Raw genomic sequence first — 17,417 nt, forward strand, 5'->3', positions numbered from 1 at the left:
GGCGCGAGGTGGCAGTTTCGTGCGGTCTCTCCGGCGAAGTGGCAGTTTCGTGCGGCGTCGGGCGTCGAGGTGGCAGTCACGTGCGATGTGGGCCGCGAAGTGGCAGTGGCGTGCGATTTAGACCGCCAAAACCGCACCAGACTGCCACCTCGCCGAGATTTCCGCACAGAATTGCCACCTCGCGCCGTTTTCCGGCAACCTCAGACCCCCTCAGACGCCGAAGTGGCAGTCACGTGCGGTAGCCGGGCCCAAATCCGCACGAAATTGCCGCCTCGACCAACGGCCGGCACAAAAGTGCCACCTCGCCCCCCGGGGAGGGGCGGGACTCAGACGAGCTCGGGGCGGACCCGCGAATCGTCGACGTTGCGGTTCCTCCACGCCTCGATGATCCACATCCAGAAGAACACGAACAGACAGATGATCGGGATCGCGGATACCACCAGCGGGAAGGTGGAGATGTAGTCGAGGTACTGCGATGAGCCGTACAACGCGATGCCGATCCACATGGGCGAGATGTAGAGCCCGATCGCCGCGACCCAGGCCAGGACCAGCGCGATGGTGCGCTCCGGGCCCTTGCGCCAGAAGAGCCACGGGACGGCGTCCACACAGATCGCCGCGATGATCAGCGGGAACCATGTGTTGTGGTGCGACCAGGAGATCGGCGAGATCGAAAGCATCACGAATGCGTTCAGCGAGACGATCGACAGCTTCATTCCGCGTTTGTCCAGCGAGGGAATGACCGCCGCAACCCCCACGATCAGCGCCAGGATCAACACGTACATCACGATCTTCAGCACCGGGCCAGTCAGCCCGATGTGCATGAGCCAACCCTGGATCGAGATGTTGTCGAGGTAGTTGATGTTGCCGACGCGCGACGGATCGGAGATCGCGTCGAACCAGAACTCGGCCGCCTGGTGCGGCAACAGGAGCACGCCAACCAGAATGGTCCCCGCGAACGACGCCGCCAGGGTCACGAGCCCCTTGATGTCCTTGCGCATCAGGAGGACCAAGCCGAAGGCCAGGGGCGTGAGTTTGATACCCGCCGCAATGCCGATCAGCAGACCCCGAGGAATCTTGGTCGCGGGGCGGAGCAGATCGGCGAGGATGAGGAGCATGATCAGCGGGTTGATCTGCACGAGTCCCAGACCGCGACGCCACGGACCCGAGAGGCAGATGAGGGCCGCGAGCAACGCGATGATTGTGGTGCGTCCGAGCTTGTCCTGCAGGGGGATCTTGTATCCCCGGTGATTCACGTAGTCGTAGATGATCGCCGCGAACCACCAGGCCACGGCGATCGAGAAGATCACCATGATCGCAGTCCCCACCTTGACCGGGAGGAATGCGAAGGGCAGGAACAGCAACGCCGCGAACGGCGGATACGTGAACGGCAGGAAGGACGTCTCCGTCAGCGGGATCAGGTGCAGGTCGTAGAGGTCCTTGGTGATGCCGTCATTGCCGAAGATCGTGGCGGCACCGGCCCGATACACCGTGAAGTCCAGGCCGCCCTGGGTCATGGCGTAGAGGAATTGTCCGCCAAGAACGACGACGACGGCGATCCACGCACCGATTTGCCAGGGCCTGGACGGCGCGCGAAGTTCAGCGGAAGAGGAAGTCATTGCTTCAGTTTACCCAGGCAGTCCCGTGGTCGCGGTTGCGTGGACGACCGGCCCGAGGGTCAGCCGCGCGAATCATCCGAACCGTGATCGGAGACCCGGTCGGACGCCTTGTTCGACGTCTCGTTCGCTGGCTGCTCGTTCGCCTGAGTCTTCGACTTCGCCACCAGATTGGTCGGTCCTGCACCCGCGACCTTTCGACGGCGCTTGGGCTTGGGTGCTGAGGTGCCGGCGGCGTCGTCCCCATCGCGGCGTGCCTTCTCCTTTTTCGGTGAAGCCGCGATGCGCAACGCCGTCTCGATGACGATCACGAGCAGGCACACGAAGTACACGATGTAGGAGGGGTAGAGCTCCAGGACGCTTCCGACGACGCCGATCAGCGTCGCGACCAGAGCCAGAATGCCCACCACCATGATGATCATGTGCGCGACGTAGAAGCGGTCGGAATCCTTGGTCCGCCACGCCAGGTAGATCGACATCAGGCCGAACAGGATGGGGAAGAACACCTGCCCAGAGACGGCCATCGGATCCGGATTCCACGTATACAGACCCATCGCTTGGATCACCGCGGCCGCGGCCAGCGCAAGGGAGGCAGGCAGAGATTTCATGCCCGCAAGTCTACCGACCGCGAGGAACTGTGCCGAAATATCGCCTGGTCGGGGGCTCGACGGCGTCGAGGTGGCAGTCTTGTGCGGCGGCGGCGAGTCAGCGGCGGCGAGGTGGCAGTCCTGTGCGGCCCCAACGCCGAGGTGGCAATCCTGAGCGACCGCGGCGCCGAGGTGGCAATCCTGAGCGACCGCGGCGCCGAGGTGGCAATGTAGTGCAGATTTGACCCCCCCCAAAACCGCACAAGGTTGCCACCTCGCGCCCGGACCCGCACGGGATTGCCACCTCGAGGCAGGGATGGGCCTGTCGGTGCACAAAATTGCCACCTCGAGGCAGGGATGGGCCCGTCGACACACAAAACTGCCACCTCGACGCCGGGGCACGCCTCTCGACACACAAAACTGCCACCTCGACGTCGGGGCACGCCTCCGGACGCACGAAATTGCCACCTCGAGGCGACTCCGGTGCGGCATCGCAAACAACCGCGGTGCCGTCGGGAGGGGGTTACGGGATGGAGAGGAGTTTTCCGCCGTTAGGTGGCGGTTCAGCCCCCACCTAACGACGGAAAATGCCACCGAATCGGGCAACCGCCACCCAACTCGGCCACCCAACTCGGCCAGCCAGCCGCTTCAAACCCCCAGCCGCACAACTCACCCAGCCAGCCGCTTCAAACCCCCAGCCGCACAACTCACCCAGCCCAGCCACTCACCCAGCAAGCCGCACCCAGCCGCACCCAGCAAGCCGCACCCAACCCAAACCCAGCAAAGCCGCCCGCCCCAATCGGCCCCGATCCCGGGCGCCCTACCAGTCGACGCCGAACAGCCGGTCCGTGTGGGAGTTGCCGAACACGGCGTCGGGGTCCAGGAGCGACCGGAGCGCGCGGAAGTCCTCGAACCTCGGATACAGCCCCGCGAGTTCCTCGTACCCCAGTGTGTGCCGTTTGCCCCAGTGAGGGCGGCCCCCGTGAGCGCGCATGACCCGTTCGACGCCGGTGAGGTACTCGGTCGGGTCCTCACGGAAGAACTGGTGTGCCGCGATGTACATCGTCTCTCGGCCGTACGCGGTGGACAGGGGGACGTCGTCCGCGGCTGCCACGCGGCCTTCGATGGGAAAGGAAATCTTCAGGTTCTTGCACTCGATGAGGTCACGGACCTCGCGGACCGCGGCGGGACCTTCCTCCAGCGGAACGGCCCATTCGGTCTCGTTGAACCGCACTCGTCTCGGCGATACGAAAACCTCGTGGGCGGCCGCCCTGTAGGCGCGGTTGGACGTCGCCCAGGCCGCGACGCGGCAGAGGGTCGGAATGGCTGCGGGGACCAGGGACCCGACTTCGCACATCGCCCGCAGTCCGCCGTTGTCCACGACTTCCTCGCTCAGGACCTGCGCCCACTTCTTCCTCGGCCGCACGTCGGCGAGACCAGCAGGGACCTGCTCTCCCCTGCGAACCCGCGTATTGGTCTTGGCCACCGCCCGATCCGTATGGGGGTACCAGAAGAACTCGAGGTGGTCGTGGGCCCGGGCCCGTTGTTCCACACCGTCCAACAAGTCGTCGAGGTTCTCCCCGGTCTCCTGGGCGACCAGGTCGAAGGCCTCGACGCACTGCAACTCGACCTCCAGGAGCAGCCCGAGCACGCCGACCGAGATTCGGGCCAGCGAGAAGATCTCGGGATGCTCGGTCTCGGAGAGGTTCAGCACCGACCCGTCGGCCGTCAACAGTTTCAGCCCCGTCACTGTCCCGCCGAATCCGGTGAACCCGAGCCCGGTTCCGTGGGTTCCCGTCGAGATCGCCCCGGCGATCGACTGCGGGTTGACGTCGCCCTGATTCGTCAGGGCCAGGCCATACGGTGCCAGCAGAGCCGGGATGTCGCGGAGGCGCGTCCCGGCGCGGAATCGGGCGCGACGCCGTCCCACGTCCACGCCGACCAGGCCGCTCATCTCGTCCAGACTCACCAGGTGGTCCTCCCCCAAGGCGACGGGGGTGAAGGAATGGCCGGCCCCCATGACCCTGACGCGTTCGCCTCGCGCCGAGGCCTGCCGCACGACGTCGGCCGCCTGCGCCTCAGAACGCGGCTTCCACATGTGCTGGGGTCGGGCCGATTCGATCCCCGACCAGTTGCTGACAGTGTGCATCAGAACGCCCATCCTTCGCCTCGGTAGGTCTTCCATGTCTCGAGAATCCGGCCGCCGGACACGACCTGGTACTCGGTCAGGTGCTCCGCGAGTTCACCGGCCTTGGCGTGGCGAAAGTACACCAGGTCCCCGAGCCCCAACGTGTCGGCGCCGGGGCCGTGCAACGGGGTCTGGACCTCGCCCGGCCCCTCGGTCGGAGAGTATTTGAGGCCTTCGGGCCAGGCGATGGTCGGGACCCGGTCCGCCCCTGGCGGGCCGGAAGCGATCCAGCCGCCCTCGAAGACCGTGACCCAGCCCGGCGCCGGGCGACGCACCACGGGGGTTGCGATGAATGCGGCGGGCCGGTGGTGGAACTGCTGGTAGCCGTCGAAGAGCCCCGGGGACAGCAGGCCCGATCCGGCGCCCAACTCGGTGAGTGTGCCCTCACTCGTGCTCGTCTCGAGGGACCCTGTGCCGCCGCCGTTGACGAATTCGAGGTCCTGCTCCTCCCGGACGGCGGCGATCACCCGGGTCCTGCGGTCCTTGAGCTCGTCGACCGAGATGCCCTGCACGCGGCGGGTCACCATGGCCTTGAGCCCCTTTCCCGCATTCGCCTGGCCCGCGATCTGCCCTTCGTAGGAAAGGATCCCCACCAGGACGAGGTGGGGTCGGCGAGAGATCTGGCGGACGACGTCGAGCGCCTGCTCCGGTGTTCGCACCGGCGAGCGTCGCGCCCCCAAGTGGACACGGTCCGCCAGGACCTTCTCCCAGATCCGCAACGATGCGTCCACCTCAAGACACAGCCTCACGGGCGGCAATGCCGACGCCGTCCCGTCGGATTCCCCTTCGCGTACATATTTTTCGACGTAGTCGAGATGCTCCGAGGAATCGACCGTGAGCGTGATTCTCTCCCTCGCCCGCCGGTTTGCCGCGAGCCTTCGGAGCCCGGGACGGTTGGTCGTCGGGTAGGCGACGAGGACGTCCTCGCACCCCTTCTCCACGAGGGCCAGGGCCTCTTCCAAGGAGAAAGCCATGATGCCGCGAAACCCCGGCCTGGCCAGGACGTAGGACATGACTCCCGGGATCCGCAGGGATTTGGAAGCCACACGAATGGGCAGCCCGCCCGCCCTCTCCCTCAGCGCATCGATATTCGCATCCAACGCATCCCTGTCGATGACCCCGATCGGACCGTCCATTCCCCGGAGAGCTTGGCGGACGGAGAGAGAGACCATGGATAACCCTTCGCTGACGTGGTGCGTTGCATCACACCCTACGTCAGTCTCTGCCATCATGGACTCATGAGTACATCACGTGGCGATACGCTCACCGGATCCGCGGCAGTCACAGATGTCCCGCGCCGGCTGGCCGAGTTCCTGGCCGAGAACCTGGAGGACGACGTCGTGGGCACGGGATCCCCGATCCATGTCGCGGCACCCGCGCTCGGGCGAACGATCGCCTCGGTGCCCGGGGCGACCGCGGAGGACGTCCGTCGCGCCCCGGAGAGAAGCCGCGCAGCCCGAGTGGCCTGGTCGGACCGTCCCGCGACGGACCGCGCGGCCGTGCTGCTCCGGCTGCACGGCGAGATCCGGCGGCATGAGGCACTCCTGTTGGACACCATCCAGGCCGAGACGGGTAAATCCCGCATCCACGCCTACGACGAGATCATGGACGCGTACAACGTGTGCCGTTTTGTCGGCCGGGCGGCTCCCCGAGTCCTGCGCGAGGAAAGACGCCGAGGCGCCATCCCCGGCCTGACGAGCACGATCGTCCACCACGCACCGGTTGGCACGGTCGGCTTCATCACGCCGTGGAACTACCCGGTGTCCCTGGGCGGAACCGATCTCCTCTCCGCCCTCGCCGCCGGCAACGCCGTCGTGCACAAGCCCGACTCCGCAACGGTCCTCTCGGCAGTCCTGATGCGTCGCCTCGCGGTCGCCGCCGGGTTGCCTTCTGACGTGTGGCAACTCGTTCCGGGAGCGGTCGACGACGTCGGCGACGCCCTCCTCGAGACCGCCGACGCCGTGTCCTTCACGGGGTCCACGGCCGCCGGCCGCGGCATAGCAACACAGACCGCGCACATGCTGACGCCGACCACCCTCGAACTGGGCGGCAAGAACCCCATGATCGTCTGCTCCGACGCCTCACTGGAAGCCGCCGTGGACGGTGCCGTCCGTGGCGCCTTTTCCTCGACCGGGCAATTGTGCCTGTCCATCGAACGGATCTACGTGGTCGAGGACCTGTACGAGAAGTTCTGCGCGCGCTACGCGGAGGCGACCGCAGCGCTGCGGGTGGGATTCTCGTTCGACCACAGCCGCGACGTCGGCAGCCTGATCTCGGAGGCGCATCTCGAGCGGGTCCGGGGCGCCGTGGCGAATGCGGTCCGATCAGGGGCACGCGTGCTCGCCGGCGGCTCGACCCGGCCCGACCTGGGGCCGTGTTTCTTCGAACCGACGGTCCTGACCGACGTTCCCCACGAGGCCCCGATCGCGACCGAGGAGACTTTCGGACCGGTCGTGGCCGTTTGGCGCGTCGAGTCCGACGACGAGGCGATCACCCGCGCGAACGGGGGCGCCTACGGGCTCAACGCGAGCGTGTATTCGGGATCCAGGAGTCACGGCCTGGAGGTCGCTTCCCGCCTGCGCTCGGGGATGGTCAACGTCAACGAAGCCTTCGCGGCCGCGTGGGGGTCCGTCGCGGCGCCGTCGGGCGGGTGGAAGGCGTCCGGCCTCGGTCACCGGCACGGCCCGGAAGGGATCCTTGAATTCACCAGATCTCGAACCATCGCGCGCCAGGCCCTGGTCCCCATCGCACCTTCGGGACCCCTGGACCCGACGAGATTCCAGAGGGTCATGACCTCGGCGCTCGGTGCGATGAAGACGCTGGGCATGAAATAGTCCGTTGCGGGAGTGATCTGGGACAACTAGGGGCCGACCTGGAGCAATCCACTCTGTAGGCTTGACCCGATGACTCATTCGCACAGGAACTCCCGCGGAAGAACCGCACGCATCGAGCACGGCAAGGGCGTTGCGGGATTCCTTGCGCGCGATTGGCAGGTCGTGACGGCGTTGACCCTGCTCCTTGCCGGGGCCGTGGGTCTGTTCCTGAGCGACTACGGCAAGACCGAGTGCGCGCTGATCGATACCCCGACGGTCCCCAACCACGGTTCGTCCGCCATCCCCGATCACCTCTCCGGCGAGGTCGACAAGGCCTCCGACGAGTCGGGTCTTCCGGCCAATGTCCTGGCCGCCCAGATCGAGGCCGAATCCGCGTGGAATCCGGATGCCCACTCCAAAGCGGGCGCCAAGGGGATCGCCCAATTCACGGATGACACCTGGGAAACCTGGGGCGAGGGCGACCCCATGAACGAGAAGGACGCGATCGCCGCTCAGGGGCGGTACATGAAATTCCTTCGTGACCAGGCCCGCGACTACGCCGACAATGAGGACCAGGTCAATCGGTACGCCCTGGCCGGGTACAACGCCGGACCCAACGCCATGAAGAAGGCGAAAGGCGTCCCCGACATCCAGGAAACCAAGCTGTACGTGGACAAGATCATGAAGCTCTCCGACGACAAGTACGCCCAGAGCTCCTGCTAGTCGGCCCGGACATCCGGTCGTTCTCGCACGGCATTGCCGCCTCGGCCCGCGCGACGACGTCAAACCGGAGATGTCGGACTAGATTGGTGCCATGGCACCAACTTCAGAATTTCCGTGGATCATCGCCATCGACCAGGCCGCCGAACTGATCGAAAGGCCGGATGTCCCCATCCGGGTCGCCGACGTCCGCTGGTACTTGAACGGGCACCCCGGACTGGATGAATACCGCTCGGGGCATGTTCCGGGAGCGGCGTTCGTCGACCTCGACACGGTGCTCGCCGCACCCGGCACCGCAGAAACCGGACGTCACCCGCTCCCCGATGCGGAAACCTTCGCGGCCGGGATGGAATCGGCCGGCATCGATGACCAGAGCGTCGTCATCGCGTACGACGATGCCTCTGGGGCCTCCGCCTCGCGCCTCGTGTGGCTGCTTCGCGCCACGGGCCATACGGCGATGGTCCTCGACGGCGGAATCCAGGCCTGGGTCGAGGCTTTCGGCCAGGGGTCGCTGGTCGAGGGGTCGGGAGACGTGGCCCCGGCCGACCCGGGGAGTTTCGCCCGAACCCCCGTGAATCCGGAGTGGACCGCTTCGATGGAGGACGCCGAAACGGCGGGCACGAATGGTCGGCCGCTCATCGATTCGAGAGCCCCCGAACGCTATCGGGGCGAGACAGAGCCCATGGACGCCTGGGCCGGCCACATTCCCGGCGCCGAGAACGTATTCCACGCCAAGAACATTGGCGACGACGGCCGGTTCCTTTCGGCGCCGGAACTGCGGAAACGCTTCGAGGACGCAGGGGTCCCGCGGTCCACCGACGACGCCGGGACCGCCTCACCCATCGTGTACTGCGGGTCCGGCGTCACCGCATGCCACAACCTGGTGGCCATGGAAGCCGCGGGGCTCCACGGTCGTCTGTACGCTGGCTCGTGGTCCCAGTATTCGGCCCTGCATCCAGCCCCTGACGCCGAGTCCGCGGCCGGCGAGTCGGGGCCGGACAACGTGTAGCGGCACGACCGCGCCGCCCGGGCCGAGCTACAGAACCTTTGCGAGCCTCTCGACGCCCTCGGAGAGCTTTTCGGGCGAGACCGAGGAGAAAGCGAGACGCAGGTTGCGGGCACCCGAAGGGACGGCGGGAGGGTTGCCGGCACGGTGAGCCGCGGCGTCGTCGTAGAACGCCGTGCCGGGGACGAAGACCACGCCGGCATCGATCGCGCGAGGCAGGGCCTTTTCCGCATCGGCCGCGCCGCCTTCCGGCAGGGTCAGCCACGTGAAGAACCCGCCCTCGGGCACGGTCCACTGCGTGCCTTCGGGCATGTGTTGCTCACAGGCGTTCAGCACGGCCTCGCAGCGCTCCTGGTAGAGGGTCGAGGTCTTGCGCGTGTGGGGCTCCCACATGCCTTCGCTCATGAACCCGAGCACCAGCCGCTGGGAGAGCACTGACGGGCAGATCGTCACGGCCTCGCCCGCGATCTGGAGGAACTTCCTGACGCGCGGCGGCGCGACCATCCACCCCACGCGAACACCCGGCGAGAAGACTTTCGAGAAGCTGCCGAGGTAGATCACGGCGTCGGGATCGTAGGAGTGCAACGAACGGTGACGTTCGCCGTCGAAACCCAGCTGGCCGTAGGGGTTGTCCTCGACGACCAGGACGTCGTTCTCCCGGCAGACCCGCACGAGCTCGGCGCGTCGATCGTCGGCGAGGGTCACGCCGGTCGGGTTCTGGAAGTTCGGGATCGTGTAGAGGAACTTGACCTTCTTGCCCTCGGCGGCAAGCTGCTTGATTCTCTCCTCCACCTGGCCCGGCACGAGGCCCTGCTCGTCCATCTCGACCTGCTGGACCTCGACCTCGTAGCCCTCGAACACGCCGAGGGCGCCCGTGTACGTGGGGCCTTCGGCGAGGACGACGTCGCCCGGGTCGGTGAACAGCTTGGTCACCAGGTCCAGGCCCATCTGGGAGCCGGCGGTCATCTGGATCTCGTCCAGTTTCGGACGGGACCCCTCCGATTCCATGAACCCGCACACGAGTTCGGCCAGCTCCTCCAACCCTGCGCCGGAACCGTACTGCAGAACCTCGAGCCCTTCCTTGGCAATGATCTCCGACGCCATCTGACCCAACCGGTCCAGCGGCAGGAGTTCCAGGTCGGGATTGCCGCCGGCCAAGGAGATGATGCCGGGCCGCATGGAGACCTCGAAGACGTCGCGCACGGGCGATGGCCGGAAGCCCGACGCCCTGGTCGCGAATCCTTGCATCAGGCGCGCATCCGCGCCGGTTGCTCCGGACATGAGTTCCTGAATGCTGACCACTTAGATCTCCTTCGAATCGAGTGGGGGCGGCCGGAGTGCGCGGACGGTGCGCCCGCGATCGGCCTACTTGCCGTACGTGTTCTTGGCCTCGCCGTACGCGGGGCCATCGGCCGGAGCGTTCTTGCCCAGGGCCATGAGGCTGATGAATTCGTAGACGATGTGTGCCGCCGCGATTCCCGTGAGCTCCGCGTGGTCGTAGGCGGGTGCGACCTCGACGACCTCGCCGCCGACGACGTCGAGCCCCCGCAGCCCGCGGATGATCTCGAGGATCTCCCGGCTCGTCGCGCCGCCGGCCTCAGGGGTACCGGTCCCGGGCGCATGGGCCGGGTCCAGGACATCGATGTCGAGGGAAATGTACAGGGGACGGTCGCCGACCCGCTGGCGCAGGAGGTCGACGACCTTGTCCACGCCGAGGCGGTAGATGTCCGCGGAGGACACGATGCCGAATCCGAACCGGGCGTCGTCGTCCAGATCCTGCGTGCCGTAGAGCGGACCACGCGTGCCGACATGACACAACGCATCCGTGTCGATCAGGTTCTCCTCGAATGCCCGGCGGAACGGCGTGCCATGCGTGTACTCGGCCCCAAAATAGGTGTCCCACGTATCCAGGTGAGCGTCGAAATGCAGCAGGGCGACCGGCCCGTGCTGCCGATGCATGTTCCTCAGATTGGGCAGGGCAACGGTGTGGTCCCCACCGATCGTGATGAGCCTGGTTCCGTCCTGAGTCAGCTCGAACGCTCCGGCCTCCATGGCGCCGAGAGCGTCCTCGATGTCGAAGGGGTTGCCGATGATGTCACCCGCGTCGGCCACCTGCGTGTTCTTGAAGGGCGACACGTTCTGTGCGGGATTGAACGGACGCAGCAGACGCGATGATTCGCGCACGTGATTGGGGCCGAAGCGGGCCCCGGGCCGGTAGGAGACTCCCGTGTCCCAGGGCATGCCCGCGACGACGACGTCGGCCTCCCCCACTTCGTCCAGACGCGGCAGCCGGGCGAACGTTCCGTTGCCGGCCCAGCGCGGAACCTGGGCGGCGTTGACGGGACCCACGAACGAACGACCGTTCGCGTCGGTCTCGACGATGCGTTCGGGATCGGCCGAGAAACTCGGCTTGGCCTGGGGCTTGTTTTCGCTGGTCACGTGCATCCTTCCGGAGGGACAGTCTGGCTTGTTTCCCATTGTGCAACAAAAGTTGTATCGACGCACGGCCCATCCGCGAAGTGGCAATGGGCGCCGCGAGGTGGCAATGGGCGCCGCGAGGTGGCAATCTCGTGCGGTTTTCGCCCCATTTTCCGCACGCCACTGCCACCTCGCGGGATAAGTTGCCACCTCGCGGGGAATTGACTCGGGGCTAGACGTAGCGACGCGCGGCCTCGACGGCGCGGCGCCCGTATCCTCCACCGAACAGCGCGGCGTGCAACAGAATCAGGTGGAGCTGGTGCAGATCCACGCGCTCCTGCCATCCTGCCTCGAGCGGTCGGGCCTCGTCGTACCCCTTGATGATCTCGCCCAGATGCGAAGCACCGAACATGTTCAGCGCAGCCAGGTCATCCTCCCGATGCCCGCCGTAGGGGGTGGGGTCGATCAGGACGACTTCGTCTCCCGACCACAGGACATTCCCGGCCCACAGGTCGCCGTGCAGGCGGCACGGCGAGTCGTCGTCGTCAAATACGCCGCCCGCGAGCCTCTCGCACAGACGGCCGAAGAACTTCCGGTCCTCACCGGAGAACCCTGCGGTCTCCCGAACCAGCGGTTCGATCCGCAATCTCGCGAACATTTCTCCCCACCCGTTGAACTCTCCGAGTGGAAGCGGGAGCTGCTGAGTCGCGGGCCCCTGGTACCCATCCCCCTCCCACCCGGGAGGGCCTGCACCCCAGGCGGGAGCCCCGGCGTCGTGCATCATGGCCAACCCTTGCCCGAAGGCCCGGGCGGATGCTTTCGACGGCGAAGACTCACGGATCATCTCGAGCCGAAGACCGTCCTCCTCGACGCCGAGCACCCGGCAGATCCTGACCCCGCCGGTCTCCTCGGCGTCGGCGAGCCAGTCCAATCCGGCTTTCTCCCAGTCAGCAGGCCGACCCGTCGTGCGCTTCGTGAAAAACTCCATACTTCATGATGTCCCACCGTGAGCTCACCCGAAAGAGGACCAATGTTTACCGGCGCGCCACACATCTCTGTCAGGATGAAGTCGTGAGCTTCTTGATCGCCCATCGCGGCCACTCCTCGAAAGCGCCCGAAAACACCATGGCCGCCTTTGAGTCGGCCGTGGATGCGGGATTCACGTGGATCGAGACGGACGCGGACATGCTCGAAGACGGCACCGTCGTCCTGGTGCACGATGCCTCGTTCCGCCGGACCGGTCGAACGTCGGCCCGCGTGAGCACGTCCACATCCGAAGATCTTCCAGGGATCGACGTCGGTCGCTGGTTCTCCGCGCGCTACACGAACAGCCGGGTCCCCACGCTCGCCAACCTCGTCGACCTGATGAACCAGACCGGGCTGAGCGCGAATGTCGAGCTCAAACTCTCCGACCCCACACCGGAGCGAATCGACGATTACATCGACACCCTCATCCGTGGGCTGAAACGCCTCGACCCGGAATCACTGAGAAATCGGGTGATCATTTCCTCCTTCAATCATCGGCTTCTCGCGGCGCTGCACCTGGCCGCACCCCAACTGCGATTGGGATGCTTGTTCGAACGGAGCCGATTCGCACCCTTGAAACGCCACAGTGTATGGCGCAATGCGGCATGGGCGACCGGCGCCGAATTCATCCATCCGCACCACCGTGAACTCACCCGAAAAATCGTGACATTGATCAGAGCCGAAGGATTCGGCGTCAACACGTGGACGGTCAACAATCCGCGCCGCGCCGCCAGGCTCGCCCGCTGGGGCGTGGGCGGGATATGCACGGACGGCCCCAAGGGCATGACTCCCCAGGATGCGCCGTCGTCGTTGCGGTCGGATGGTTCGACGCCGTTGCGGCGCACCTCCGGCGGAGCAACTACGGACGACGACCCCGGAAATTCAAGCCTGACGGCAAAACTTTCCAATTAGAATAAAATTTTCACCAAAATACACCGCGAGAACCCCAATATCTGTCATGAGTATTCATTTTTGAATATTCATTGACCGAATTATGAGACGTGACTTACATTGGGTCGACCAGGCTCGAAAACAGTTTGGGCCGTGGCTCTATGGAGTTCAGTCAATGAAAAAGCCTCAGCACCTTAAGAGGCTCTTCGCAGTTGAGGGGGTAGGTGGCTGAGCGCGTCGGCCGCCGGATGAGGGTCGAGGCCTTCCGATGATGGAAGTTCTCACACTGACCATCTGCCGGAAGACCTCGACGTGCACCACGCTACCTTCGCGACCCCTGATCTGACCGTGTTCTGCCATCTCGACGAGCTCGGCCTCGTGGCCACCGGTCAGCTTTTTGAGCCGGATCGCGCGGTGATCGAGTGCCGCGTCGCCGAGCCGGATCCGTGGTGCCGGGGATGCGGTAGCCAGGCGCTCTCGCGCGGGACGGACACGCGGCGTCTCGCCCACGAGCCGTTCGGTCATCGCCCGACGACGCTGCTGGTCCGGGTCCGCCGCTACAAGTGCTCGGGATGCGGACGGTCCTGGCGTGAGGACCTCACGGCAGCGGCGCCCGAGCGAGCCAAGCTGTCCCGTAGCGGGATGCGGTGGGCGTTGGAAGCGCTCGTGATCGACCACCTCACCGTCGCCCGCGTCGCCGCCGGACTCGGTGTCGGTTGGCACACGGCGAACAACGCGGTCCTCGCTGAAGGGCGTCGAGTGCTGATCGACGATCCCGCCCGGTTCGACGGCGTCGCCGTGATCGGCGTCGACGAGCACGTCTGGCGCCACACGAGAGTCGGCGACAAGTACGTCACCGTCATCATCGACCTCACCCCGAACCGCGACAAGACCGGCCCCGCCCGTCTGCTGGACATGATCGAGGGTCGCTCGAAAGCCGTGTTCAAGACCTGGCTCGCCGCACGCCCGCAGGACTGGCGCGATGGTGTCGAGGTCGTCGCGATGGACGGGTTCACCGGCTTCAAGACCGCCGTCAGCGAGGAGCTCCCGGACGCGCAGGCGGTGATGGACCCGTTCCACGTCGTCCGCCTCGCCGGCGACGCCCTCGACACCTGCCGTCGTCGCGTCCAGCAGTGCCTGCACGGCCGGCGGGGCCGCAAAAACGATCCGCTCTACAAGGCCCGCCGCATCCTCCACACCGGCGCGCAGCTGCTCACTGACCGGCAGCAGACCCGTCTCGAGGCACTGTTCGCGGTCTCCGAGCACGTCGAGGTCGAGGCGACCTGGGGCATCTACCAGCGCGTGATCGCCGCCTACCGCGAACCCGATCGGAAGACGGCGAAGAAGCTGATGACAGCCGTCATCGATTCCGTCTCCAGCGGCGTCCCCGCCGCGCTCGTGGAGGTCCGCAAGCTCGGCCGCACGCTCAAGCAGCGCGCCGCCGACATCCTCGCGTTCTTCGACCGGCCCGGCACGTCCAACGGGCCAACAGAGGCGATCAACGGGCGCCTGGAACACCTCCGCGGCTCCGCCCTCGGATTCCGGAACCTCACGAACTACATAGCCCGATCGCTGCTCGACACCGGCGGCTTCAGGAACCACCTACACCCTCAAATGCGATGAGCCGCTAAAACTTGTCTACTCGTGGCTGTGATAGCTAGTGCTACTCCGCGAAGATTGTGCTGGTTTCAGGACGCACAAACTGCCAGCACCACCCCTGGCGCTACCCGCGGCAAGCATGTAGGCATAAGCTTCCGGACGTCTATTTCCTTCCCACTTTGCGAGCAATGTTGCATGCACCGAAGGGGCATCATTCGAAACGAGTTGGCCTCCTTGACGACTGTAGGACCATTCCCGGTCAGGAGGCAGAGGCCTTGATCGGCGGAGGTGTCTTCGCCCGGTCTGCCTCGGTGGCCGGCATCATTGGCTACGCCAGCCAGGAACACAGCCCGAGATATATAAACGGCAGCAACGGGCGCAGGATCGTTTGTGGCTCTGGAGCCATGACTGCCAACAGTCTTCAGTCCTTGGGAGATTTTCTGTCCCCGACTGATACTCAATTTTTGTTCGGTTGGCACTGAGGACGATATTCCCTGTCGTGAGGCTCATGCCATGTCGCCTGTATCGCTCAGTAGAGGAGAAAACATGAATGCTAAGCCCAGACGAACCTTTCCACCAGATTCACGGTAGCTGCCTTGACCGTTGAAACCACAGCAGTGGCCGCCCCCGCTCACGCAAACGATGGCTCTCAATGCAGTACCAACCATGATGGCGGTAAAGGGGCTCATCGCATTTGAGGGTGTAGGTGGTTCCTGAAGCCGCCGGTGTCGAGCAGCGATCGGGCTATGTAGTTCGTGAGGTTCCGGAATCCGAGGGCGGAGCCGCGGAGGTGTTCCAGGCGCCCGTTGATCGCCTCTGTTGGCCCGTTGGACGTGCCGGGCCGGTCGAAGAACGCGAGGATGTCGGCGGCGCGCTGCTTGAGCGTGCGGCCGAGCTTGCGGACCTCCACGAGCGCGGCGGGGACGCCGCTGGAGACGGAATCGATGACGGCTGTCATCAGCTTCTTCGCCGTCTTCCGATCGGGTTCGCGGTAGGCGGCGATCACGCGCTGGTAGATGCCCCAGGTCGCCTCGACCTCGACGTGCTCGGAGACCGCGAACAGTGCCTCGAGACGGGTCTGCTGCCGGTCAGTGAGCAGCTGCGCGCCGGTGTGGAGGATGCGGCGGGCCTTGTAGAGCGGATCGTTTTTGCGGCCCCGCCGGCCGTGCAGGCACTGCTGGACGCGACGACGGCAGGTGTCGAGGGCGTCGCCGGCGAGGCGGACGACGTGGAACGGGTCCATCACCGCCTGCGCGTCCGGGAGCTCCTCGCTGACGGCGGTCTTGAAGCCGGTGAACCCGTCCATCGCGACGACCTCGACACCATCGCGCCAGTCCTGCGGGCGTGCGGCGAGCCAGGTCTTGAACACGGCTTTCGAGCGACCCTCGATCATGTCCAGCAGACGGGCGGGGCCGGTCTTGTCGCGGTTCGGGGTGAGGTCGATGATGACGGTGACGTACTTGTCGCCGACTCTCGTGTGGCGCCAGACGTGCTCGTCGACGCCGATCACGGCGACGCCGTCGAACCGGGCGGGATCGTCGATCAGCACTCGACGCCCTTCAGCGAGGACCGCGTTGTTCGCCGTGTGCCAACCGACACCGAGTCCGGCGGCGACGCGGGCGACGGTGAGGTGGTCGATCACGAGCGCTTCCAACGCCCACCGCATCCCGCTACGGGACAGCTTGGCTCGCTCGGGCGCCGCTGCCGTGAGGTCCTCACGCCAGGACCGTCCGCATCCCGAGCACTTGTAGCGGCGGACCCGGACCAGCAGCGTCGTCGGGCGATGACCGAACGGCTCGTGGGCGAGACGCCGCGTGTCCGTCCCGCGCGAGAGCGCCTGGCTACCGCATCCCCGGCACCACGGATCCGGCTCGGCGACGCGGCACTCGATCACCGCGCGATCCGGCTCAAAAAGCTGACCGGTGGCCACGAGGCCGAGCTCGTCGAGATGGCAGAACACGGTCAGATCAGGGGTCGCGAAGGTAGCGTGGTGCACGTCGAGGTCTTCCGGCAGATGGTCAGTGTGAGAACTTCCATCATCGGAAGGCCTCGACCCTCATCCGGCGACCGACGCGCTCAGCCACCTACCCCCTCAACTGCGAAGAGCCGGTAAAGGCTCCGCCAACTGCAAAGAGTCAAATAGTCCTAAGCTCCATGGAGTGTTCAGCGCAAAGTACCAGTGCGCTAGGCAGGAGGGCCGCTCTTTCAAGACTGGAACCCCTGTAGCCGATGGAAACCATCCCAACCTTGTAAAGTGTGCACCACACTCAGCCGTGGTCTCAGTCTCGGTTAGTTACTCCCCCTTCAGCTCATAGTCTTGCAAGAATGCCAAGCTTCAGAGCTACCAATACTACGGCATCAAGGTAAGAGCCGACCCTAAGCTCAGGGGCATATATGGCCCTCAGAACCATACTCTGACAACGAAAGTAACCGGTGGCTGGTCTGTGCCCGCAACCCACACGCACACCCACGGACAGATGACATGGGCACCGGCGAACTATAAGCTACTACTACTTCATTGCTCGCATCAAGAAAAACGCCTCCCACCCACCTGTG

13 protein-coding genes are annotated in these 17,417 nt (G+C 65.6%); 5 read left to right on the top strand and 8 right to left on the bottom strand.

The features are described 5' to 3' along the window. Positions 1-326: 326 nt before the first annotated feature. The 4 genes from ACTSLZ_RS00660 to ACTSLZ_RS00675 all read right to left on the bottom strand — a co-directional run bounded on the left by ACTSLZ_RS00660 (position 327) and on the right by ACTSLZ_RS00675 (position 5,560). Positions 327-1,616: a glycosyltransferase 87 family protein gene (locus ACTSLZ_RS00660; protein WP_443095371.1), complete on the bottom strand. Its 1,290-nt coding sequence runs from the start codon at positions 1,614-1,616 to the stop codon at positions 327-329. A gap of 59 nt (positions 1,617-1,675) precedes the next feature. Further along, complete coding sequence (locus ACTSLZ_RS00665) at positions 1,676-2,221, bottom strand: hypothetical protein (protein ID WP_443095372.1); 546 nt, start codon at positions 2,219-2,221, stop codon at positions 1,676-1,678. A gap of 799 nt (positions 2,222-3,020) precedes the next feature. After that, entirely contained in the window at positions 3,021-4,349 is a 1,329-nt protein-coding gene (locus tag ACTSLZ_RS00670; RefSeq protein WP_443095373.1) for a D-arabinono-1,4-lactone oxidase, read from the bottom strand. Further along, entirely contained in the window at positions 4,349-5,560 is a 1,212-nt protein-coding gene (locus ACTSLZ_RS00675) for an alanine racemase (protein WP_443095374.1), read from the bottom strand. The genes ACTSLZ_RS00670 and ACTSLZ_RS00675 overlap by 1 nt, the downstream gene beginning before the upstream one ends. A gap of 66 nt (positions 5,561-5,626) precedes the next feature. On the opposite strand from ACTSLZ_RS00675, the gene ACTSLZ_RS00680 reads away from it, so the two are divergent. The 3 genes from ACTSLZ_RS00680 (at position 5,627) to ACTSLZ_RS00690 (ending at position 8,930) form a co-directional block, all read left to right on the top strand. Next, entirely contained in the window at positions 5,627-7,222 is a 1,596-nt protein-coding gene (locus ACTSLZ_RS00680; protein ID WP_443095375.1) for a succinic semialdehyde dehydrogenase, read from the top strand. A gap of 69 nt (positions 7,223-7,291) precedes the next feature. Beyond that, on the top strand, positions 7,292-7,924 hold the full coding sequence (locus ACTSLZ_RS00685) for a transglycosylase SLT domain-containing protein (protein ID WP_443095376.1): 633 nt from the start codon (positions 7,292-7,294) through the stop codon (positions 7,922-7,924). 91 nt (positions 7,925-8,015) lie between these two features. Beyond that, a complete protein-coding gene (locus ACTSLZ_RS00690; RefSeq protein ID WP_443095377.1) occupies positions 8,016-8,930 on the top strand; it encodes a sulfurtransferase in 915 nt (304 codons plus the stop codon). Positions 8,931-8,957: 27 nt separating this feature from the next. Here ACTSLZ_RS00690 and ACTSLZ_RS00695 read toward each other — a convergent pair whose 3' ends face one another. The 3 genes from ACTSLZ_RS00695 to ACTSLZ_RS00705 all read right to left on the bottom strand — a co-directional run bounded on the left by ACTSLZ_RS00695 (position 8,958) and on the right by ACTSLZ_RS00705 (position 12,333). Continuing rightward, positions 8,958-10,229, bottom strand: a complete 1,272-nt coding sequence (locus ACTSLZ_RS00695) for an aminotransferase-like domain-containing protein (RefSeq protein ID WP_443095378.1) — start codon at positions 10,227-10,229, stop codon at positions 8,958-8,960. Between the two features lie 63 nt (positions 10,230-10,292). Next, positions 10,293-11,309, bottom strand: a complete 1,017-nt coding sequence (speB, locus tag ACTSLZ_RS00700; protein ID WP_443096071.1) for an agmatinase — start codon at positions 11,307-11,309, stop codon at positions 10,293-10,295. A gap of 268 nt (positions 11,310-11,577) precedes the next feature. Continuing rightward, positions 11,578-12,333, bottom strand: a complete 756-nt coding sequence (locus ACTSLZ_RS00705) for a fructosamine kinase family protein (RefSeq protein WP_443095379.1) — start codon at positions 12,331-12,333, stop codon at positions 11,578-11,580. A gap of 83 nt (positions 12,334-12,416) precedes the next feature. Here ACTSLZ_RS00705 and ACTSLZ_RS00710 point away from each other — a divergent pair, with 83 nt between their 5' ends. Continuing rightward, the gene (locus ACTSLZ_RS00710; RefSeq protein WP_443095380.1) at positions 12,417-13,283 is read left to right on the top strand and encodes a glycerophosphodiester phosphodiesterase family protein; all 867 of its coding nucleotides are present in this window, start codon (positions 12,417-12,419) and stop codon (positions 13,281-13,283) included. 291 nt (positions 13,284-13,574) lie between these two features. After that, on the top strand, positions 13,575-14,885 hold the full coding sequence (locus ACTSLZ_RS00715) for an ISL3 family transposase (RefSeq protein WP_179628043.1): 1,311 nt from the start codon (positions 13,575-13,577) through the stop codon (positions 14,883-14,885). Positions 14,886-15,546: 661 nt separating this feature from the next. Here ACTSLZ_RS00715 and ACTSLZ_RS00720 read toward each other — a convergent pair. Then, positions 15,547-16,857: an ISL3 family transposase gene (locus ACTSLZ_RS00720; protein WP_179628043.1), complete on the bottom strand. Its 1,311-nt coding sequence runs from the start codon at positions 16,855-16,857 to the stop codon at positions 15,547-15,549. Positions 16,858-17,417 lie beyond the last annotated feature (560 nt).

It is taken from the genome of Rothia koreensis, assembly GCF_052232265.1.
Classification (GTDB): Bacteria; Actinomycetota; Actinomycetes; order Actinomycetales; family Micrococcaceae; genus Rothia; species Rothia koreensis.